This is a genomic window from Autumnicola musiva, from assembly GCF_031846585.1.
In the GTDB taxonomy this organism is placed as follows: Bacteria; Bacteroidota; Bacteroidia; order Flavobacteriales; family Flavobacteriaceae; genus Autumnicola; species Autumnicola musiva.
Genome location: NZ_JAVRHK010000003.1, coordinates 382,752 through 400,883, shown reverse-complemented (window position 1 = coordinate 400,883; position 18,132 = coordinate 382,752). Strand labels below are relative to the sequence as shown.

General features: G+C 38.9%; 13 protein-coding genes. 10 read left to right on the top strand and 3 right to left on the bottom strand.

What is annotated here, in order from left to right:
- Window positions 1-33 precede the first annotated feature (33 nt).
- The 5 genes from RM539_RS06705 to RM539_RS06685 are packed head-to-tail and all read left to right on the top strand — an operon-like array spanning window position 34 to window position 6,317.
- A complete protein-coding gene (locus tag RM539_RS06705) occupies window positions 34-2,439 on the top strand; it encodes a 3-hydroxyacyl-CoA dehydrogenase/enoyl-CoA hydratase family protein (protein ID WP_311502605.1) in 2,406 nt (801 codons plus the stop codon).
- Window positions 2,440-2,473: 34 nt separating this feature from the next.
- The gene (locus RM539_RS06700; RefSeq protein ID WP_311502604.1) at window positions 2,474-2,827 is read left to right on the top strand and encodes a four helix bundle protein; all 354 of its coding nucleotides are present in this window, start codon (window positions 2,474-2,476) and stop codon (window positions 2,825-2,827) included.
- 40 nt (window positions 2,828-2,867) lie between these two features.
- Entirely contained in the window at window positions 2,868-4,058 is a 1,191-nt protein-coding gene (locus RM539_RS06695; RefSeq protein WP_311502603.1) for an acetyl-CoA C-acyltransferase, read from the top strand.
- A 49-nt stretch (window positions 4,059-4,107) separates the two neighbouring features.
- On the top strand, window positions 4,108-4,464 hold the full coding sequence (locus tag RM539_RS06690) for a four helix bundle protein (protein WP_311502602.1): 357 nt from the start codon (window positions 4,108-4,110) through the stop codon (window positions 4,462-4,464).
- A gap of 41 nt (window positions 4,465-4,505) precedes the next feature.
- Window positions 4,506-6,317, top strand: a complete 1,812-nt coding sequence (locus RM539_RS06685; protein WP_311502601.1) for an acyl-CoA dehydrogenase FadE — start codon at window positions 4,506-4,508, stop codon at window positions 6,315-6,317.
- Window positions 6,318-6,388: 71 nt separating this feature from the next.
- On the opposite strand, the gene RM539_RS06680 is transcribed toward RM539_RS06685, so the two are convergent.
- Complete coding sequence (locus RM539_RS06680) at window positions 6,389-7,291, bottom strand: SMP-30/gluconolactonase/LRE family protein (protein WP_311502600.1); 903 nt, start codon at window positions 7,289-7,291, stop codon at window positions 6,389-6,391.
- A 113-nt stretch (window positions 7,292-7,404) separates the two neighbouring features.
- Here RM539_RS06680 and RM539_RS06675 point away from each other — a divergent pair, with 113 nt between their 5' ends.
- Entirely contained in the window at window positions 7,405-8,466 is a 1,062-nt protein-coding gene (locus RM539_RS06675; RefSeq protein ID WP_311502599.1) for a mechanosensitive ion channel family protein, read from the top strand.
- Here RM539_RS06675 and RM539_RS06670 read toward each other — a convergent pair.
- Window positions 8,452-10,251 (bottom strand): glycoside hydrolase family 15 protein, encoded by a 1,800-nt coding sequence (locus tag RM539_RS06670; protein WP_311502598.1) that lies wholly within the window; start codon window positions 10,249-10,251, stop codon window positions 8,452-8,454. The two genes, RM539_RS06675 and RM539_RS06670, sit on opposite strands and share 15 nt — an antisense overlap.
- Before the next feature lie 95 nt (window positions 10,252-10,346).
- Between RM539_RS06670 and RM539_RS06665 the strand changes: the two genes are divergently transcribed.
- The 4 genes from RM539_RS06665 to RM539_RS06650 all read left to right on the top strand — a co-directional run bounded on the left by RM539_RS06665 (window position 10,347) and on the right by RM539_RS06650 (window position 15,934).
- On the top strand, window positions 10,347-12,560 hold the full coding sequence (locus tag RM539_RS06665; protein ID WP_311502597.1) for a bifunctional alpha,alpha-trehalose-phosphate synthase (UDP-forming)/trehalose-phosphatase: 2,214 nt from the start codon (window positions 10,347-10,349) through the stop codon (window positions 12,558-12,560).
- A gap of 142 nt (window positions 12,561-12,702) precedes the next feature.
- Complete coding sequence (locus tag RM539_RS06660; protein WP_311502596.1) at window positions 12,703-12,990, top strand: YtxH domain-containing protein; 288 nt, start codon at window positions 12,703-12,705, stop codon at window positions 12,988-12,990.
- A 127-nt stretch (window positions 12,991-13,117) separates the two neighbouring features.
- On the top strand, window positions 13,118-14,467 hold the full coding sequence (locus RM539_RS06655; RefSeq protein ID WP_311502595.1) for a M28 family metallopeptidase: 1,350 nt from the start codon (window positions 13,118-13,120) through the stop codon (window positions 14,465-14,467).
- Between the two features lie 477 nt (window positions 14,468-14,944).
- A complete protein-coding gene (locus RM539_RS06650; protein WP_311502594.1) occupies window positions 14,945-15,934 on the top strand; it encodes a YlmC/YmxH family sporulation protein in 990 nt (329 codons plus the stop codon).
- Window positions 15,935-15,982: 48 nt separating this feature from the next.
- On the opposite strand, the gene RM539_RS06645 is transcribed toward RM539_RS06650, so the two are convergent.
- Window positions 15,983-18,109, bottom strand: a complete 2,127-nt coding sequence (locus RM539_RS06645) for a Tex family protein (RefSeq protein WP_311502593.1) — start codon at window positions 18,107-18,109, stop codon at window positions 15,983-15,985.
- Between the last annotated feature and the right edge of the window lie 23 nt (window positions 18,110-18,132).

Genomic DNA, 18,132 nt, shown 5'->3' with positions numbered 1-18,132 from the left:
TTCTATGTACTAACATTATAAACCAACCAACGAATGAAACGAAGAATTAATAAAGTTGCTGTTGTAGGTTCCGGAATTATGGGTAGCGGAATTGCCTGCCACTTTGCCAATATTGGCGTGGAGGTTTTGCTGCTGGACATTGTTCCCCGGGAACTTAATGATAAAGAAAAAAAGAAAGGCTTGAGCCTTGAAGATAAAGCCGTGAGAAATCGTATTGTTAATGATTCTCTCCAGGCTTCTTTAAAATCCAAGCCTTCCCCTATTTACCATCAGGATTTCTCAAGGCGTATAAAAACCGGAAATCTTGAAGATGATATTTCTAAAGTTTCTGAAGTTGACTGGATAGTCGAAGTTGTTGTGGAACGGCTGGATATCAAACAACAGGTTTTCGAAAACCTGGAGAAGCATAGAAAAGAAGGAACATTAATTACTTCCAACACTTCGGGAATTCCAATCCAGCAAATGAACGAAGGGAGAAGTGAAGATTTTCAGAAGCATTTCTGCGGAACGCACTTTTTTAATCCGCCACGATATTTGCGATTATTTGAAATTATTCCTGGGCCAAATACTTCAGAAGAAGTACTTCAGTTTCTAAACGAATACGGAGAGAAATTCCTCGGAAAAACTTCTGTAGTCGCAAAAGATACTCCGGCATTTATCGGAAACCGGGTTGGTATTTTCAGCATTATGAGCCTTTTCCATACCGTGAAGAATATGGATATGACCATTGAGGAGGTAGATAAACTTACCGGGCCGGTAATTGGCCGCCAGAAGTCGGCTACCTTTAGAACGGTTGATGTTGTTGGACTTGATACTTTAGTTCACGTGGCAAACGGGCTGCATAAAGGCGTTCCAGATGATGAAGCCCACGATCTTTTTGCCCTTCCGGATTTTATCCAGACCATGATGGAGAAAAAATGGCTGGGAAGTAAAACCGGACAGGGTTTTTATAAGAAAATCAAAAAAGACGACGGTTCCAGCGAGATCAAATCACTCGATTTAAATACGCTGGAATACCGGGATCAAAAAAAGGCAAATTTCGGTACACTGGAGCAGACCAAAACCATAGATAAAGTGGAAGACCGCTTTGAAGTTCTTATTAATGGTAAGGACAAGGCCGGTGAATTTTACAGAAAGAACTTTTCAGCTTTATTTGCTTACGCTTCAAATAGAATTCCTGAGATTACCGATGAATTTTACAAAATAGATGATGCCATGCGGGCCGGATTTGGCTGGGAGCATGGGCCTTTCCAGATATGGAATGCCATTGGAGTAGAAAAAGGAATTGAAATGATGAAAGCGGAAGGCTATGCACCTGCCGCATGGGTAAAGGAGATGCTGGAAACCGGCAGTAAGAGTTTTTACACCGTAAAAAACGGCAATACCTATTATTATGATATTCCGAAGAAAGAGCAGGTAAAAGTTCCCGGTCAGGATGCATTTATAATTCTTGACAACATCAGGGAATCCAAAGAAATCTTTAAAAACAGTGGAGTTGTGGTTGAAAATCTTGGCGACGGAATCCTGAATGTGGAATTCCGCAGTAAGATGAACTCCATTGGTGGTGATGTTCTGGACGGACTTAACAAAGCGATTGATATTGCTGAAAAAGATTACCAGGGATTAGTGGTTGCCAATAATGGGAAAAATTTCTCTGTGGGTGCAAATATCGGGATGATCTTTATGATGGCGGTAGAACAGGAATATGAAGAACTGAACATGGCTATTAAATATTTTCAGGACACCATGATGCGTATGCGCTACTCCTCTATTCCCACAGTTGCAGCGCCGCACGCAATGACGCTGGGCGGCGGGTGTGAACTTTCGCTTCACGCAGATAAAGTGGTTGCCGCAGCCGAAACTTATATTGGTTTAGTTGAATTTGGCGTTGGGGTAATTCCCGGCGGCGGTGGCTCTAAAGAAATGACGGTGAGGGCTTCAGACACTTATCAGAAGGATGATGTGGAACTTAACAGGTTGAGGGAGCATTTCCTTACTATAGGAATGGCAAAAGTATCCACTTCAGCTTATGAAGCTTTTGATACAAATATTCTTCAGAAAGGAAAAGATATTGTAGTGGTGAACCCGGACAGACAGCTTGCGATTGCCAAGAAACATGCTTTGCTCATGGCCGAAAACGGATATACCAAACCTATCCATAGAACAGATATTAAAGTTTTAGGGAAACAGGCATTGGGAGCTTTTCTAGTAGGTACCGACCAGATGTTTGCAGGAAAATACATTAGCGAACATGATAAGAAAATAGCCAACAAGCTGGCCTATGTTATGGCCGGAGGAAATCTTTCCGAAGCATCTTACGTAAGCGAACAATATTTACTGTACCTTGAACGTGAGGCGTTCCTTTCCTTAACAGGAGAACGCAAAACGCTGGAAAGACTTCAACACATGTTACAAAAAGGGAAACCGCTTAGGAATTAGTTAGAAGTGAGATATTAGATATAAGATTTTAGAGATGCATAATTTCCAAAACCTAAAAATTTGGCAGAAAGCAATGGACATTGCAAAAAAGGTTTATTTACTTTCTTCTCAATTTCCTTCTGAAGAAAAGTATGGCTTAACCAGCCAGATAAGGAGAAGTGCTATTTCAATAGCTTCTAATATCGCTGAAGGTGCTGGAAGAAACACCAATGGAGAGTTTAAAAATTTTCTTGGTATTGCAAACGGTTCTTCTAACGAATTATGTACTCAGCTAATTTTATCTTATCGTCTCAATTTAATTTCAGAAGACAAAATACAACCTGTTATTGAAGAATTGATAGAGATTCAAAAAATGAATTATACACTTATCCGGAAATTTTCTTCTTGATGATCTCTCATCTCAGATCTAACATCTAAAATCTAAAAACATGAAAACAGCATACATAGTAAAAGCATATAGAACCGCAGTGGGAAAGGCTCCACGTGGGGTTTTCAGATTTAAAAGGCCGGATGAACTGGCTGCTGAAACTATTGAACATTTAATGAAAGAGCTTCCGCAGCTGGATAAAAAACGTATTGACGACGTAATGGTTGGAAATGCAATGCCAGAAGCAGAACAGGGCTTAAATATGGGACGTTTAATTTCATTGATGGGCCTCAATATAGAAGATGTTCCCGGCGTGACTGTAAACCGGTACTGCGCTTCCGGAATTGAAACTATTGCGATGGCCTCTGCAAAGATTCAGGCGGGAATGGCAGACTGTATTATTGCGGGTGGTTCAGAAAGTATGAGCTATATTCCAATGGGTGGTTACAAACCCGTTCCAAATTATCAGGTGGCAAAAGAAGGCCACGAAGATTATTACTGGGGCATGGGATTAACTGCAGAAGAGGTTGCAAAAAGGTACAATATCAGCCGTGAAGACCAGGATGAATTTGCTTATAATTCTCACCAAAAAGCGTTAAATGCGCTTAAAGAAGATAAATTTAAGGATCAGATCGTTCCTATTGAGGTTGAGGAAAACTTTATAAACGATGAAGGAAAGAAAGAAACCCGAAAGTATACCGTGAGCCAGGATGAAGGTCCCCGCGCAGATACTTCTGTAGAAGCGCTTTCCCGTTTAAGACCGGTATTTGCTGATGGGGGTAGCGTTACGGCAGGTAATGCTTCACAAATGAGTGATGGAGCTGCCTTTGTAATGGTGATGAATGAAGAAATGGTTAAAGAACTGAACCTTGAACCTATTGCACGGCTTGTAAGTTATGGAGTTGCCGGAGTAGATCCAAGAGTAATGGGAATAAGCCCTGTAATTGCTATTCCTAAAGCTTTAAAGCGCGCCGGACTCAAAAAAGAGGATATGGAACTGGTAGAGCTTAACGAAGCTTTTGCTTCTCAATCTTTAGCGGTAATTCGGGAAACAGGATTAAATCCGGATCTGGTAAACGTAAACGGCGGTGCGATTGCAATGGGACATCCACTCGGTTGTTCAGGTGCAAAACTTTCTGTTCAGATCTTTGATGAAATGCGCAAGAGAAATCTTAAGAACAAACATTGCCTTGTAACCATGTGTGTTGGAACCGGGCAGGGAGCTGCGGGAGTGTATGAGGTTTTAAATTAGATTTAAAAGGGAGACAAGAAGCAGGAAACAGGAATCAGGTAGCTAGAAAATGAAAAGGCACAATTTTAAAAATCTTAAAATTTGGCAGGAAAGTATCGTTCTGGTTCAGGAAACATACAATGTCGTAAAAACATTTCCTGATTCTGAAAAATTCAATCTTGTTTCCCAGCTTACGAGATGTGCTGTTTCTATCCCGTCTAACATTGCTGAGGGCACGAGTAAATCTACAAACAAACATTTTAGAACCTATCTGGAAGCTAGCCTTGGCTCTTCCTTTGAATGGGAAACACAGATAATTATCGCATATAAAGAACAGTATATAACCAAAGAAAAATTTGAAGCATTAGAGGAAAAGGTTCAACAAATTCAGCGAATGATTTCTAAATTCATCGATACCTTGTCCTAATTCCTGGCTCTTTTTTCATGATTCCATTAATAACAAACAACATGAGCAATACAACATTAAATTCAAAAGAATTACTACGCGGTGGCCAGTTTCTGGTGAAGGAAATCAACTGCGAAGATGTTTTCACTCCTGAAGACTTTAACGACGAACAAATTATGATGCGCGATTCTGTAAAGGAATTCGTGGAACGCGAAATCTGGCCGAATAAGGAAGAATTCGAAAAGAAAAATTGTGATTTAACTGAAGAAGTAATGCGCAAAGCCGGGGAACTTGGCTTTCTTGGAGTTGCAGTACCTGAAGAATACGACGGGCTGGGAATGGGCTTTGTCTCGACCATGCTGGTTTGCGATTACATTTCGGGAGCTACGGGTTCTATCGCCACTGCTTTTGGTGCGCATACTGGAATTGGAACCATGCCGATCACCCTTTACGGAACCGAGGAACAGAAGAAAAAATACGTTCCCAAGTTAGCGACCGGGGAATGGTTTGGTGCTTATTGTCTTACCGAACCGGGAGCAGGAAGCGACGCGAATTCAGGAAAAACCAAAGCGGTTCTTTCTGAAGACGGAAAAAGCTATAACATTAGCGGACAAAAAATGTGGATTTCAAATGCCGGTTTTGCAAATGTCTTTATTGTTTTTGCCAGAATTGAAGATGATAAAAACATCACCGGCTTTATAGTTGAAAATGATCCTGAGAATGGAATTACTTTTGGCGAAGAAGAGAAAAAGCTGGGAATCCACTCCTCCTCTACCCGCCAGGTTTTCTTCAACGACACTAAGGTTCCGGTGGAAAACATGCTTTCAGATCGCGGAAATGGTTTTAAAATAGCCATGAATGCATTGAACATCGGGAGAATTAAACTGGCCGCAGCTTCTTTGGATGCACAACGCAGGGTTACAGATCTTTCAGTGAAATATGCAAATGACAGGGTGCAGTTTGGTACTCCAATTTCCAAATTTGGTGCTATAAAATCTAAACTCGCCGAAATGGCCACTTCAGCATATGCAGGAGAAGCGGCGTCTTACCGTGCGGCTAAAAATATTGAAGATCGTATTAACATAAGGGTGGAAAATGGCAGTTCTCATGCTGAAGCAGAGCTTAAAGGAGTGGAAGAGTATGCCATTGAATGTTCGATTTTAAAGGTAGCCTGTTCCGAAGATATCCAGAATTGTAGTGATGAAGGGATCCAGATTTTTGGCGGAATGGGATTCTCTGCAGATACCCCAATGGAATCTGCCTGGAGAGATGCCCGTATTGCCAGGATTTATGAGGGTACAAACGAGATCAACAGAATGTTGGTGGTAGGAATGTTGGTTAAGAAGGCCATGAAAGGCCATGTTGACCTTTTAGGGCCTGCGACTGCAGTTGCAGATGAATTAACCGGAATCCCTTCTATGGACAAACCTGATTATTCTGAATTATTTGCAGAAGAAAAGGAAATGGTCGGTAAACTGAAAAAGGTGTTTTTAATGACTGCCGGAAGTGCCGTCCAAAAATTTGGACCTCAGCTGGAAGAACATCAGCAGCTTTTAATGGCTTCCGCAGATATTTTGATTGAAATTTATCTTGCGGAATCTGCGATTTTAAGAGCAGAGAAAAATGCAAAACGCTATGGTGAAGATGCTCAAAAAGAGCAAATTGCAATGGCCAGGTTGTATTTGTACCATGCTGTAGACACCGTAAACCAGAAAGCAAAAGAAGGAATAGTTTCTTTTGCTGAAGGTGACGAACAGCGTATGATGCTAATGGGCTTAAAACGTTTCACCAAATATCAAAATCAGCCAAACGTGGTTCAATTGAGAAATACAATTGCTGAGAAACTGACTTCAGAAAATAAATATTGCTTTTAAACATACATTGCGTTCATAATCAGATGAAAGCCGTTCCCCTCCGGAGCGGCTTTTTTGTAATTATTTGAATATTACCAGCGTGTTCCTTTTACTTTCATCTCAAGGCTATATAAAGCATCCATTGCAGTTATAAATAGTGTTGAATGATTTTCTCCCCCAAAAGTCACGTTTGCCGTCCAGTCTTCATCTACCGGAATATGATGAATTTGCTCTCCATTTTCATTGTAAACTGTCACGCCATCTCCGGTTAAGTAAACATTTCCCTCGTTATCCAGGGTCATACCATCTGATCCCTGTTCCACAAAAAGTTTCCTGTTGTAAAGGCTGCCATCTTCTGCAATAGAATAAGAATATGTTTTATTATCACCAATATCTGCTACATACAGCTTCTTTCCATCTGGAGTTCCAATTATTCCGTTTGGTTGCACAAGGCCTTTTGCTACAGAAACTAACGATTTTGCACCAGGAGCCAGATAATAGACATTTTGACTTTCCAGTTCAGGAGAAGTGCGTTCCCAGTATGGTCTTTGATAATAAGGGTCTGTAAGATATATCCCGCCTTTATTATCCATCCACAAATCATTAGGACCATTCAAATTTTTTCCTTCAAAATTATCTATTAGCACTTTCATTTCCTTTTGTGGCGTAATCTTTATTAACTGAAAATTTTTATCGGCACAGGCCAGGATATTTCCTTCATTATCAATAAAAAGCCCGTTAGCCCTTTTTGCATTTTCAAGAAATACTGAAATTTCTCCTGTTTCTAAATTCCACCTATGAATATTATTATTTGGCTGGTCTGTAAAATACACATTACCCAACCTGTCTGCCGCAGGACCTTCGGTAAATTCAAAATCGTCTGAAACAAGTTCTGGTCCAGCATTTTCAGCTATTACAGACTGATGTTGAGCGATAGTGACAATAGGAATCAACATAAATAGAATGGCTGAGATAGTAAGAATTTCTTTGTACATAATAGTTGTTACGAGAAATGTTATCAGTTAAAAGCTTTTTAATTTTTCTGAATTTAGCACAAAAATATTTCTTTTTTAATAGATTTAAGGAAATCCCCAAAGAAGTTTATTTTATGAATGATATGGATCAGGAATGGGTTAAATATTCAATTGTTGGAATAGTAGTGTTAATTGCTCTTTTTGGCATTACTTATTACATTCTTAAAAAAATAGGTAAAGATCCGCGTAATGTCCTTCCGGTAAATTTTGCGCAACGAATAAAAATCCCACTACTTATCTTTCTTATCTGTTTGCTGGGAAAGGTAGCCATTCTAGGTGAAATTTTTCATTTTGAATATACTTACGTTGTTGTGGGGCATATAACAACTATAGGGTTTATCCTTAGCATCGCCTGGTTTTTAGTTATAGGGTTAAGAATTTTCAAAAACCACATGCTGGGGAAATATGATGTTTCTTCTGAAGATAACCTTAAAGCCAGAAAAGTTTATACTCAATTTATGATCCTGGAGAACATAGTTATTTTTATAATTGTTATTCTGGCCCTTGGAATTGCTCTTATGAGTTTTGAAAGCATTCGCTCTGTAGGAGTAAGCCTTTTAACTTCCGCAGGAATTGCAGGGATTATTATTGGACTTGCAGCACAAAAAGCAATTGGAACTCTGCTTGCCGGAATACAAATTGCAATTACCCAGCCAATGAGGCTGGAAGATGTAGTAATTGTTGAAGGAGAATGGGGCCGTATTGAAGAAATTACCCTAACCTATGTTGTTGTGAAAATATGGGATAAACGAAGGTTGGTAGTACCTTCTACTTACTTTATTGAAAACACTTTCCAAAACTGGACGCGCCAATCGGCCGACATTCTTGGAACCGTTTATATTTATACAGATTATAATGTTCCGTTTGAAGAGTTAAGAGCTGAACAAACCCGGATTTTAGAAAGCACACCTCTATGGGACAAAGACGTAAACGTGGTGCAGGTTACTGATACCACAGAAAAATCAGTACAGATCCGTTTACTGGTTAGTGCCAAGGATTCACCTACGGCGTGGGACCTCAGGGTACTTCTAAGAGAAAAAATACTTGTATTTCTTCAAAAGAATTACCCTGAAAGCCTGCCGCGTACAAGAATAGAAATTCCCGGCCCTATCCAGCAAAAATCAGAAGACTCCTAAAAAATTTTCTTCAGAAACCAGTCCTTTACTAAAATTAGCTGCAGTTTCAATTAATGCAAGGTGGCTGTACGCCTGAGGGAAATTTCCTAACAGCCGCTTCGTCTCAAAATCAATATCTTCACTAAATAATCCCAGATGATTGCTGTAAGAAAGAAGTTGATCGAACATAGCTTTTGCCCTTTCCTTTTCGCCAATTTTATAAAGGCTGTCTATTAACCAAAAGGTACAAATAGTAAAAGAAGAAGTAGGTTCTCCAAAGTCATCTTTATTTTTATAGCGATACATAAGGCCATCCCGGCAAAGTTCTTTTTCCGTAGCTTTAACAGTGCTTATAAAGCGTGGATCGCGTGCTTCAATAAATCCGTAGGATTCCATAAGTAAAGTAGACGCATCCAGATCTTTAGAACCATAGGACTGCGTGTATGCCTCGATTTCCTCATTCCAGCCGTTGTTGTAAATATCATTGTAAATATCGGCTCTAAGGGTTTTCCACTTCGTATCATTCACACCCATTCTCAGTACTTCTCCTATCTTGATTGCCCTATCAACTGCCACCCAACAGAGAAGTTTGGAAAATACAAAATGACGGTCTTCCGTACGTAATTCCCAAATTCCCTTATCGGGTTTTTCCCAGTTTTCTTCAACAATCATCACGATTCCTCGTACTATGGTCCATAGCTCTTCACTATTTTCCAGGGAGGTTTCGAACTGGAGAAATTGCTGATAAATCACCTCCATCAATATTCCATAGATATCATTTTGCTTCTGAATATACGCAGCATTTCCTGTTCGTACAGGATTAGAGTTTTTATAGCCTTTTAAATGACCCAGGATATGTTCGGTTAATTCTTTCTCTCCGTTAATCCCGTACATAATTTGGATCTTTTCATCCTTATTGGGAATAATATTGATGATAAACTGAAGAAAATCTTTTGCCGATTTCACGTGTCCCAGTCCGGCCATTACTTTTATGACCATGGAAGCATCCCTTATCCAGCAAAAGCGATAATCCCAATTTCGCTCCTCTCCTATAGTTTCTGGTAAAGAAGTGGTAGCTGCAGCCAGCACAGCGCCGGATTTTTTATAACTCAATGCTTTTAATACCAGCGCACTTCTCATAATTTCATTTTGATAATGGGAATATCTGGTAGTTTTTTCACTCCAGTTCATCCAATACGTCTTAGTACGCTGAAATTTAAGATAAGACCGGTCCAGAGACTGTGTTATAAGTTTCTCGTGATAGCCTAAGAGGCAATAAGCATTTCCTGTTAAGGTAATTTCCCTGCGTTCAAGAATATCATCCAGTTTAAAGCTTGAGTAGAGGAATATCGAGTCATACTTACCTTCTCTGGTATAACTTTTTATATATTCACCTTTATTTTCATTAAAAGTATCCTCACGGGCAAATTCCAGCCGTGGATCATACTTAATCTTAATCTTCGGGGCACCTTTTAATAATCTGAAGAATCTTATTACATCCGGCGGGGCATAAAAAGAACCATCTTCACGGGGGTATCTGGGCATAAAATCAATAAGCTGAAAGGCGTCTTCTCCATTTTCAAAAACTGTACTTAATACATTTGTTTCCCAAAGGTATTCCTGATTTATAGTATAGTCATCGCCCACTTCAACTTCAAAGCTTCCTCCTATTTCGTCATCTAAAAGTTTAGCAAAAATTCCTGCTGAATCAAAGTTGGGGAGACAACACCAATCCATGGAGCCTGTCTTAGAGACCAAAGCGGCACTCTTACAGTTTCCGATTATTCCGTAATCTAAGTTTTCCATATATTCTTAAAGTTCTTTTAAAAGAATGGTATTCTAAAATGATTTTCGGAAATTTAAGAAAATTCAACTTGGCTGCAACAGAACCAATCAAAAATATGAGCAAGACAATTATTATATCCAACCGCTTACCCTTACAAATTAACATTGAAAATGACCAATTAGAAGTAACTCCCAGTGTGGGGGGACTGGCTACCGGACTCAAATCTTTTCATAAGGAAGGTGATAGTATCTGGATTGGATGGAGTGGAATGCCTGAAGAAGAAATTCCCGGGCATCTTATAGAAGATGTAAAAGTAAAAGCAAAAGAAGAAGATTGTATTGCGGTAAACCTCACTTCTGAAGAAATTGATGGATTTTATTACGGCTTTAGCAACCGGACGGTTTGGCCACTCTTCCATTACTTTATGGAATATACTGAATCGGATGACTGGTATTGGGAAACTTATAAGAAAGTAAATCAGAAATACGCTGAAGAGGTTTTGAAACATTATGAAGAAGGAGATCATATCTGGGTTCATGACTATCAATTGCTCCTTGTTCCAAATATGATTCGCGAACATGCACCGGATGCAATAATTGGATTTTTTAACCATATTCCTTTTCCTTCTTATGAAGTTTTCAGAACCCTGCCATGGAGGGAAGAAGTTCTGGAGGGAGTTTTAGGAGCAGATTTAATAGGTTTTCATACCTACGATTATGAAAGACACTTCCTGAGCTCGGTGAGTAGGATTTTAAGGCATCAGGTAGATTTTAATGAAATAACCCTGCCTGACAGGATTGTAAAAGTTGATTCCTTTCCCATGGGGATAGATTACGAAAAATTTGAAAAGGCAGCTCTTAACCATTTCAAGAATACCGCTGAAGATAAATCTGAATTACAACGCAGGCTGGATCATCACCTTAAGACCACTCCGGATGCAAAACTCATATTAAGCCTGGACAGGTTGGATTATACTAAAGGTATCGCCAACAGGTTACGCGCATTTGAATTCTTTCTGGATAAGTATCCCGAATTTATTGAAAAGGTACGCCTGGTAATGCTGGCAGTACCTTCCCGTTCTAATGTTCCGCAGTATCAACGGCTAAAAAGGGAAATTGATGAACTTGTTGGAAGAATTAACGGTAAATTCTCTACGGTTAGCTGGACTCCAATCTGGTATTTCTACCGCTCCATGCCGTTTGAAAATCTTGTAGATCTTTATACTTCCTGTGACATTGCACTTCTAACCCCAATACGGGATGGGATGAACCTTGTGGCTAAAGAATATATAGCAACCAGAACAGACCATACCGGAATTTTAATATTAAGCGAAATGGCCGGGGCTGCCCATGAAATGAATGAAGCCCTGCTCATCAATCCTAATAATTTTGACCAGATTGCAAGAACATTGAAGCAGGCTTTTGAAATGCCAAAGGAAGAGCAGATAGAGCGTAATAAAATGCTTCAGAAAAGACTGAAACGTTACAGTGTGGAAAAGTGGGCGCAGGATTTCATGAAATCCTTACGTAATACCGAAGACAATCGTCAGGCTTTTGAAGCAATGCGAATTACGCCGAATGTACTCAAAGACCTTAAGGAACGTTATAATAATGCCAGTAATAGAATATTTTTCCTGGATTATGACGGAACCCTGGTGAATTTTACTGATAAACCTGAAAATGCACGACCTGACGAGGAACTGAAAGTACTAATCTCACAATTGATTAAGCAGGAAAACACTGAAGTAGTTCTTATTAGCGGAAGGGATAAAGATACGTTAGGGAATTGGTGGGAGGATACTCCTATAGATCTTATTTCTGAGCATGGCACTTGGTTAAGAAAGTCCAACAGTGATTGGCAGTTATCGGAAAATGTTAAAAATGACTGGATGGAAGCGGTACGCCCGGTAATAGAAAATTTTGTAGACCGTACTCCAGGTACTTTTATAGAAGAAAAAAATTATTCCCTGGCATGGCATTTTAGAAAAGCAGATCCGCAACTCGGGGAAAGACGTGCTAATGAACTTTCTAATGTTCTAAAGGAACTTATATCTAACCGTGGACTCAGTGTGCTGGAAGGAAATAAGGTGCTGGAAATAAAAAGTAGTGGAGTGAATAAAGGAAAGTCTGCCAATAAAAAACTGGCAGGAAAGAATTTTGATTTCATTTTTGCCCTGGGAGACGATTGGACCGATGAGTTTATGTTCAAAGAATTGCCGGACAGTGCTATTACTGTAAAAGTAGGGATAAAGCAAACCAGCGCAAGATATTATGTGGAAGATATCCGTAAAGTCCGGGCTTTATTGCAATCATTCGCGGATAAAAATTAAGCTTTGGGAATGTTAAGAATATTTACTTTTACACAAAAAGTTTATGGCAATGTTAACTAGGCTATTATGGTAAACCAGAGGATATTATATTAATTTTACATCGTAACCAAAATTACGAACTAAAATCTAAACTATAACTATTATGAAATCAGGAAAATTGTTGTTAGGATTAATTTCAGGAGCAGCCGCAGGAGCAATTGCGGGTCTTTTACTTGCTCCTAAAAAAGGAACAGATACCCGTAAAGCTATTTCTCAAACCTCTGATGATTATATCTCTGGTGCCAAAGGTAAAATAAACAACTTCACAGATTCTTTAAATCACAAAGTGGATGCTCTAAAAGCAAAATCAAAAGCTAATTTGACCAACTCAAAATCTAAAGAAAAAATTAATGAAGCCAAGGCTGAAGTTCATGAAATGAAGGCCAGTTAAATATATTAATTATTAATATTATAGAAAAGCTCCGGCATTGTCGGGGCTTTTTTTATTGCTCTTCCCGTCTTCGGCTTGTAGTATAGAAGAAAGTTTCGTTAACTTACCCAAAAATAAAATCAATAAAATGCTTAAGAATTTAGTCCCTTTTACTTTTCTCCTTATATTTTCATTCTTTTCCCCTTCTGTTTTATCTCAGGAAACCAATCCGCAGATTTATGAAATAATCAATAGCGTATCCTCTGATAGAATTGAAGAGGATATTAGGAAACTTGCAGGCTTTGGTACCAGAAATACCTTTAGCGATACAGTATCTGACACCCGGGGCATTGGTGCCGCCCGGCGCTGGATAAAATCTGAATTTGATCAAATCTCGACAGATTGTGATAACTGCCTGGAGGTATTTTATCAAAAAAACCTGGTTACTCCTGAAGATGGACGCAGCGTGCCGCATGAAGCCCTTGTGGTAAACGTTGTCGCTGTTCAAAAGGGAATAAAATACCCAAACCGTTATATCATTATGAGCGGAGACATAGATTCCCGTAATTCAGACACCATGGATTATACTGGTGATGCTCCCGGCGCCAATGATAATGCAAGTGGAATGGCCGGAACTATAGAAGCTGCAAGGGTTTTATCGCAGTATGACTTTGAAAGCAGCATTATTTATGTTGGACTCTCCGGCGAGGAACAGGGTCTTTTTGGCGGGAAGGGGCTTGCGGAATATGCAAAGAAAAACAATTGGGACATTATTGGTGTTCTCAATAATGACATGATTGGAAACATTGAAGGAGTTGACGGGGTAATTAGCAATCGTGATTTTAGAATCTTTTCTGAGCCTGTTCCTCCCACCGAAACAGAACAGGAAAGAAAGATGCGCAGGTATTATGGCGGCGAAGTAGATGGAATTTCAAGACAGCTTGCCAGGTACATCCATAAAACCACAGAAACTTACATGCCCGAGATGAATCCAATAATGATCTATAGACTCGACCGTTTTGGGCGCGGAGGTCATCACCGGTCATTTAATGATCTTGGTTATGCTGGGGTTAGGATTATGGAAGCTCATGAAAATTATATTCGTCAGCACCAGGATATAAGAACAGAAAATGGGATTGAATATGGAGATGTAATAGAGGGAGTAAATTTTGATTATGCCAAAAAATTAACGGCAGTAAACGCTATAAACATGGCCAGCCTCGCCTGGGCTCCTCTCGCTCCCGAAAATGTAGAAATAGGTGGAATTGTAGAACCCTCGGCAAAACTCCGCTGGGATAAAGTAGGCGGAGATGTTGCAGGATATAAGATATATTGGAGAGATACAACCTCTCCTACCTGGGATTATTCCCGTTTTGTGGGAGATGTAAATGAATTTACACTTGAAGGAGTGGTGATAGACAATTACTTCTTTGGAGTCGCGGCCGTTGGCAAAGATGGTCATGAAAGCCTTATAGTATTCCCCTCAGATACTTTTTAAAATACATCTTTTGTTAACGATTTTTTTATCTGCCGGAAAGCAAAACTTTCCGGCTTTTTTATACACCATGATAGATAAAATTTTCTTAGGCCTTAATTAACAATACATTATATAAAGCTTAAATATTTTTGGAATTTATGTTATTACCTTAGAAATGAAATATTAAAAGTAAATAACCATGGCAGATATAAGTATAGAGAAAAAGAAACCGGTTTGGCCGTGGATATTTCTGATATTGATAATTGCCGGCATCATTCTATCATTGCTTCTTTGGCAGGATAGATCTAATCAAAAATCATCAAATTTACCTGAAACCTCGGAAGAAATAAGCTTAAATATGAAAATAAGAAATTTAAAGACTTCTTCTAATTTCTTATATATTAAATTATTGCCGGTACAATTCTACTATGAAAATGAGGCACTAGTGTAGTAATTATTCTTTGATCAAAAAATTAACCATCTAAAATAAATAACAATATGGAAACCAGGAATAAGCATTTATATCATTTTAGTGAGCTATCAGATTATAAAATTTCCAAACATGATCCCGATGTTCGCGGATGGTCGGTAAAGGACAGAGACAATAGGGTAATAGGCAAAGTTGATAATCTGCTTGTAAATAAAGAACTTGACAGGGTTGTTTATCTGGATGTAGAAGTAGATAACACCATTATTGAAGCAAATCATGATCCTTACGGTAGTCCCTCTAATGAAAATGTACATGAATTTATTAATGAAGAGGGGGAAAATCATATTATTATTCCAATAGGGATGGTAGGGTTTGATAGGGACCAGAAGTTTGTTTTTACTGATACTGTAGATTACCAAACATTTGCAGAAACAAAAAGGTACCGCTCAGGAACAAATGTTGAACGGCATTACGAAAATAATGTGTTGAAATCTTATAAGCGCAGCTCCCCGGACGAAGGAAGAAAAAGAACTCACGGAACCAGCAAAGAAGCAGGAGAATTGGTGGATGACGGGAAACATAGCGGTACTTCCTTAAATTCCTTATCTGATGAAGAAATAAAGAGAAGGGAAATTGAAGAAAGAGAACATCCAAGGCACCGCGGTACTGAAGATAGCCCTGGAACCGGGGCCATTAATTCTTCAAGGCATGCAGATACTTCTTACGATAAGGAATTCCAAAGCAAGAGAGAAAAACAACATTTAACCTCCGAAAGTGAAGATGATCAGGCCCGTAAGAAAAAGGAGAGTGGATCAGATGAACGTGGCAATACTTCATTTAACAGGGACTTTGACAGCAGGCAATCTTCTGGGAAACCCCAGGATGAATATATTTCAGATCAGTCTTTTAGCAAAGAAAAAGGAGATGTATCGAAAAAAGAAGCCGATAAGAGAATTACCGATGAAGAAGAGGAAAGAAGAAAAAAAAGAGAAGAGGATCCATTTTATGATCGGGAAGAATTTCGCAACAGAAATTACAAGGGTAAAAGAGATCTGTAACTACATCTGTTTAACCTCACTAGGCTGGCTTTTATGCCAGCCTTTTTATTATTCTATAAAAGAAAGCTGGATTCTTTTTTGATCTATATCTACACCTATAACCGTAACTTCTACGTGTTGGTTAAGTTTTACTACTTTATTAACATCAGAAACGTAGTTTGTGGCTAATTTAGAAATATGTACCAGCCCGCTTTCTTTTATTCCTATATCTACAAAACATCCAAAATTAGTAATATTATTCACCATTCCTGGTAACTTCATTCCTTCCTTTAAATCTTCGATAGTTTTTACGGAAGGATCAAATTCAAATGATGTTATCTTACTGCGTGGGTCCAAACCTGGTTTTTCAAGTTCTTTGGCAATGTCCTGCAAAGTGGGTAAACCTACTTCCGCAGAATTATAGTCTGAAATATTTAAACTTTTAACTACCTCTTTATTCCCAACCAGATCTTGAAGTTTTAGATTTAAATCGTCTGCTATTATTTGAATTATAGCATAATTTTCAGGGTGTATTCCGGTGTTATCTAAAGGATTATCCCCATTTTTTATTCTAAGAAAACCCGCAGACTGCTCATAAGCTTTAGTCCCTAAGCGTGGTACCTTCTGCAATTCCTCCCTGGTATTAATACCATTGTTCCCACTCCTATATTTAATTATGTTAGATGCAATACCAGAGCCGATGCCAGACACATAGGATAACAATTCTTTACTGGCTGTATTAACATTTACCCCAATCCGGTTCACGCAGCTCATAACCACGGTGTCAAGTTTATGTTTCAATTTAGCCTGATCTACTTCATGCTGATATTGCCCTACTCCAATAGATTTTGGATCAATTTTAACCAATTCTGCCAGAGGATCACTTAACCGGCGGCCAATGGAAACCGCACCACGAACGGTAATATCGTAATCTGGAAATTCTTCCCTGGCAAGTTTTGATGCGGAATAAATCGAAGCTCCTGCTTCATTAACCACAAAAACGGCAACTTCCCTGTCAAAATTAATTTTCTTTATAAACCTTTCCGTTTCTCGCGAAGCAGTCCCATTTCCTATGGATACTGCTTCGATTCTGTAAGCATTTATAAGGGATCTTATTTTTTTCATCGCCATGGTATAATCCTTCTGAGGCGGATGAGGATATATATTTTTATTATAGAGCAAATTGCCATTTTCATCAAGGCAAACCACTTTACAACCCGATTTAAAGCCCGGATCAATAGCTAAAATCCTTTTACTTCCCAGCGGCGGTGCCATTAACAGCTGTTCGAGGTTCGATGCAAAAACTTCTATAGCCTCTTCATCGGCCTTTTCTTTAGCTGCATTTAAAAATTCGGTAGTATAAGAGGGCTTTAATAATCTTTTGTATGCATCTTCTATTGCTTCTGAAAGTAGTACAGAAGCTTTAGAAGTATTTTCTTTTATAATAATTCTTGAGATTAGTTCAATAGCTTCCTCTTGAGTTACCTCCACTTTTATTCTCACTATATTTTCAGCGTTTGCCCGATGAATAGCCAGAAATCGGTGAGAAGGAATTCGCCTTAAACTTTCGGACCAGTCAAAATATTGCCGATATTTTTCCGCCCCGGGTTTGTGCTCTTCAGCTTTTACCACTTTTGAAGAAATCACTGCAGTTTTTCCATAGAGTTGTCTTAAACGGGCACGTACGATCTTGTTTTCATTTATCCATTCGGCGATTATATTTTTAGCACCTTGCAAGGCTTCTGAAATTGAAGAAACCTCTCCTTTTACAAATTTTTCTGAAGCCCCTTCAGGATGATCTGTGTTTTGCGCCATAATGATTTTAGCAAGAGGCTCCAGGCCTTGCTCACGCGCCATATCTGCTTTTGTTTTCCTTTTCTTGCGGTAAGGCAAATAAATATCTTCCAGCTGAATGAGATTTGCAGATATCTCAATTTGTTTCCGCAGCACATCAGAAAGGGCTCCCTGTTCTTCAATTGATTTAAGAATACTTAATTTTCTTTTCTCAAGCTCTTTCCAGGTATTGATAAGTCCTGAAATTTTTTCAATTTCTACTTCAGAAAGATTGCCGGTGCTCTCTTTTCTATACCTGGCAATAAAGGGAATAGTAGCATCCTGCTCTAATAAGCCTAATGTATTTTTCAGACTTTTTTGACTGATTTTAGTATGCCCGGCAACAAATTTTAAAAGTTTCAAAAATATGAATTTTGAGAAATTAG

Bases quoted from the DNA above. Each gene is read 5' to 3' on its own strand.
- RM539_RS06655 (WP_311502595.1), top strand. From the start codon at position 13,118: ATGCTTAAGAATTTAGTCCCTTTTACTTTTCTCCTTATATTTTCATTC.
- RM539_RS06685 (WP_311502601.1), top strand. From the start codon at position 4,506: ATGAGCAATACAACATTAAATTCAAAAGAATTACTACGCGGTGGCCAG.
- RM539_RS06660 (WP_311502596.1), top strand. From the start codon at position 12,703: ATGAAATCAGGAAAATTGTTGTTAGGATTAATTTCAGGAGCAGCCGCA.
- RM539_RS06695 (WP_311502603.1), top strand. From the start codon at position 2,868: ATGAAAACAGCATACATAGTAAAAGCATATAGAACCGCAGTGGGAAAG.
- RM539_RS06680 (WP_311502600.1), bottom strand. From the start codon at position 7,291: ATGTACAAAGAAATTCTTACTATCTCAGCCATTCTATTTATGTTGATT.
- RM539_RS06700 (WP_311502604.1), top strand. From the start codon at position 2,474: ATGCATAATTTCCAAAACCTAAAAATTTGGCAGAAAGCAATGGACATT.
- RM539_RS06690 (WP_311502602.1), top strand. From the start codon at position 4,108: ATGAAAAGGCACAATTTTAAAAATCTTAAAATTTGGCAGGAAAGTATC.
- RM539_RS06665 (WP_311502597.1), top strand. From the start codon at position 10,347: ATGAGCAAGACAATTATTATATCCAACCGCTTACCCTTACAAATTAAC.
- RM539_RS06670 (WP_311502598.1), bottom strand. From the start codon at position 10,251: ATGGAAAACTTAGATTACGGAATAATCGGAAACTGTAAGAGTGCCGCT.
- RM539_RS06705 (WP_311502605.1), top strand. From the start codon at position 34: ATGAAACGAAGAATTAATAAAGTTGCTGTTGTAGGTTCCGGAATTATG.
- RM539_RS06675 (WP_311502599.1), top strand. From the start codon at position 7,405: ATGAATGATATGGATCAGGAATGGGTTAAATATTCAATTGTTGGAATA.
- RM539_RS06650 (WP_311502594.1), top strand. From the start codon at position 14,945: ATGGAAACCAGGAATAAGCATTTATATCATTTTAGTGAGCTATCAGAT.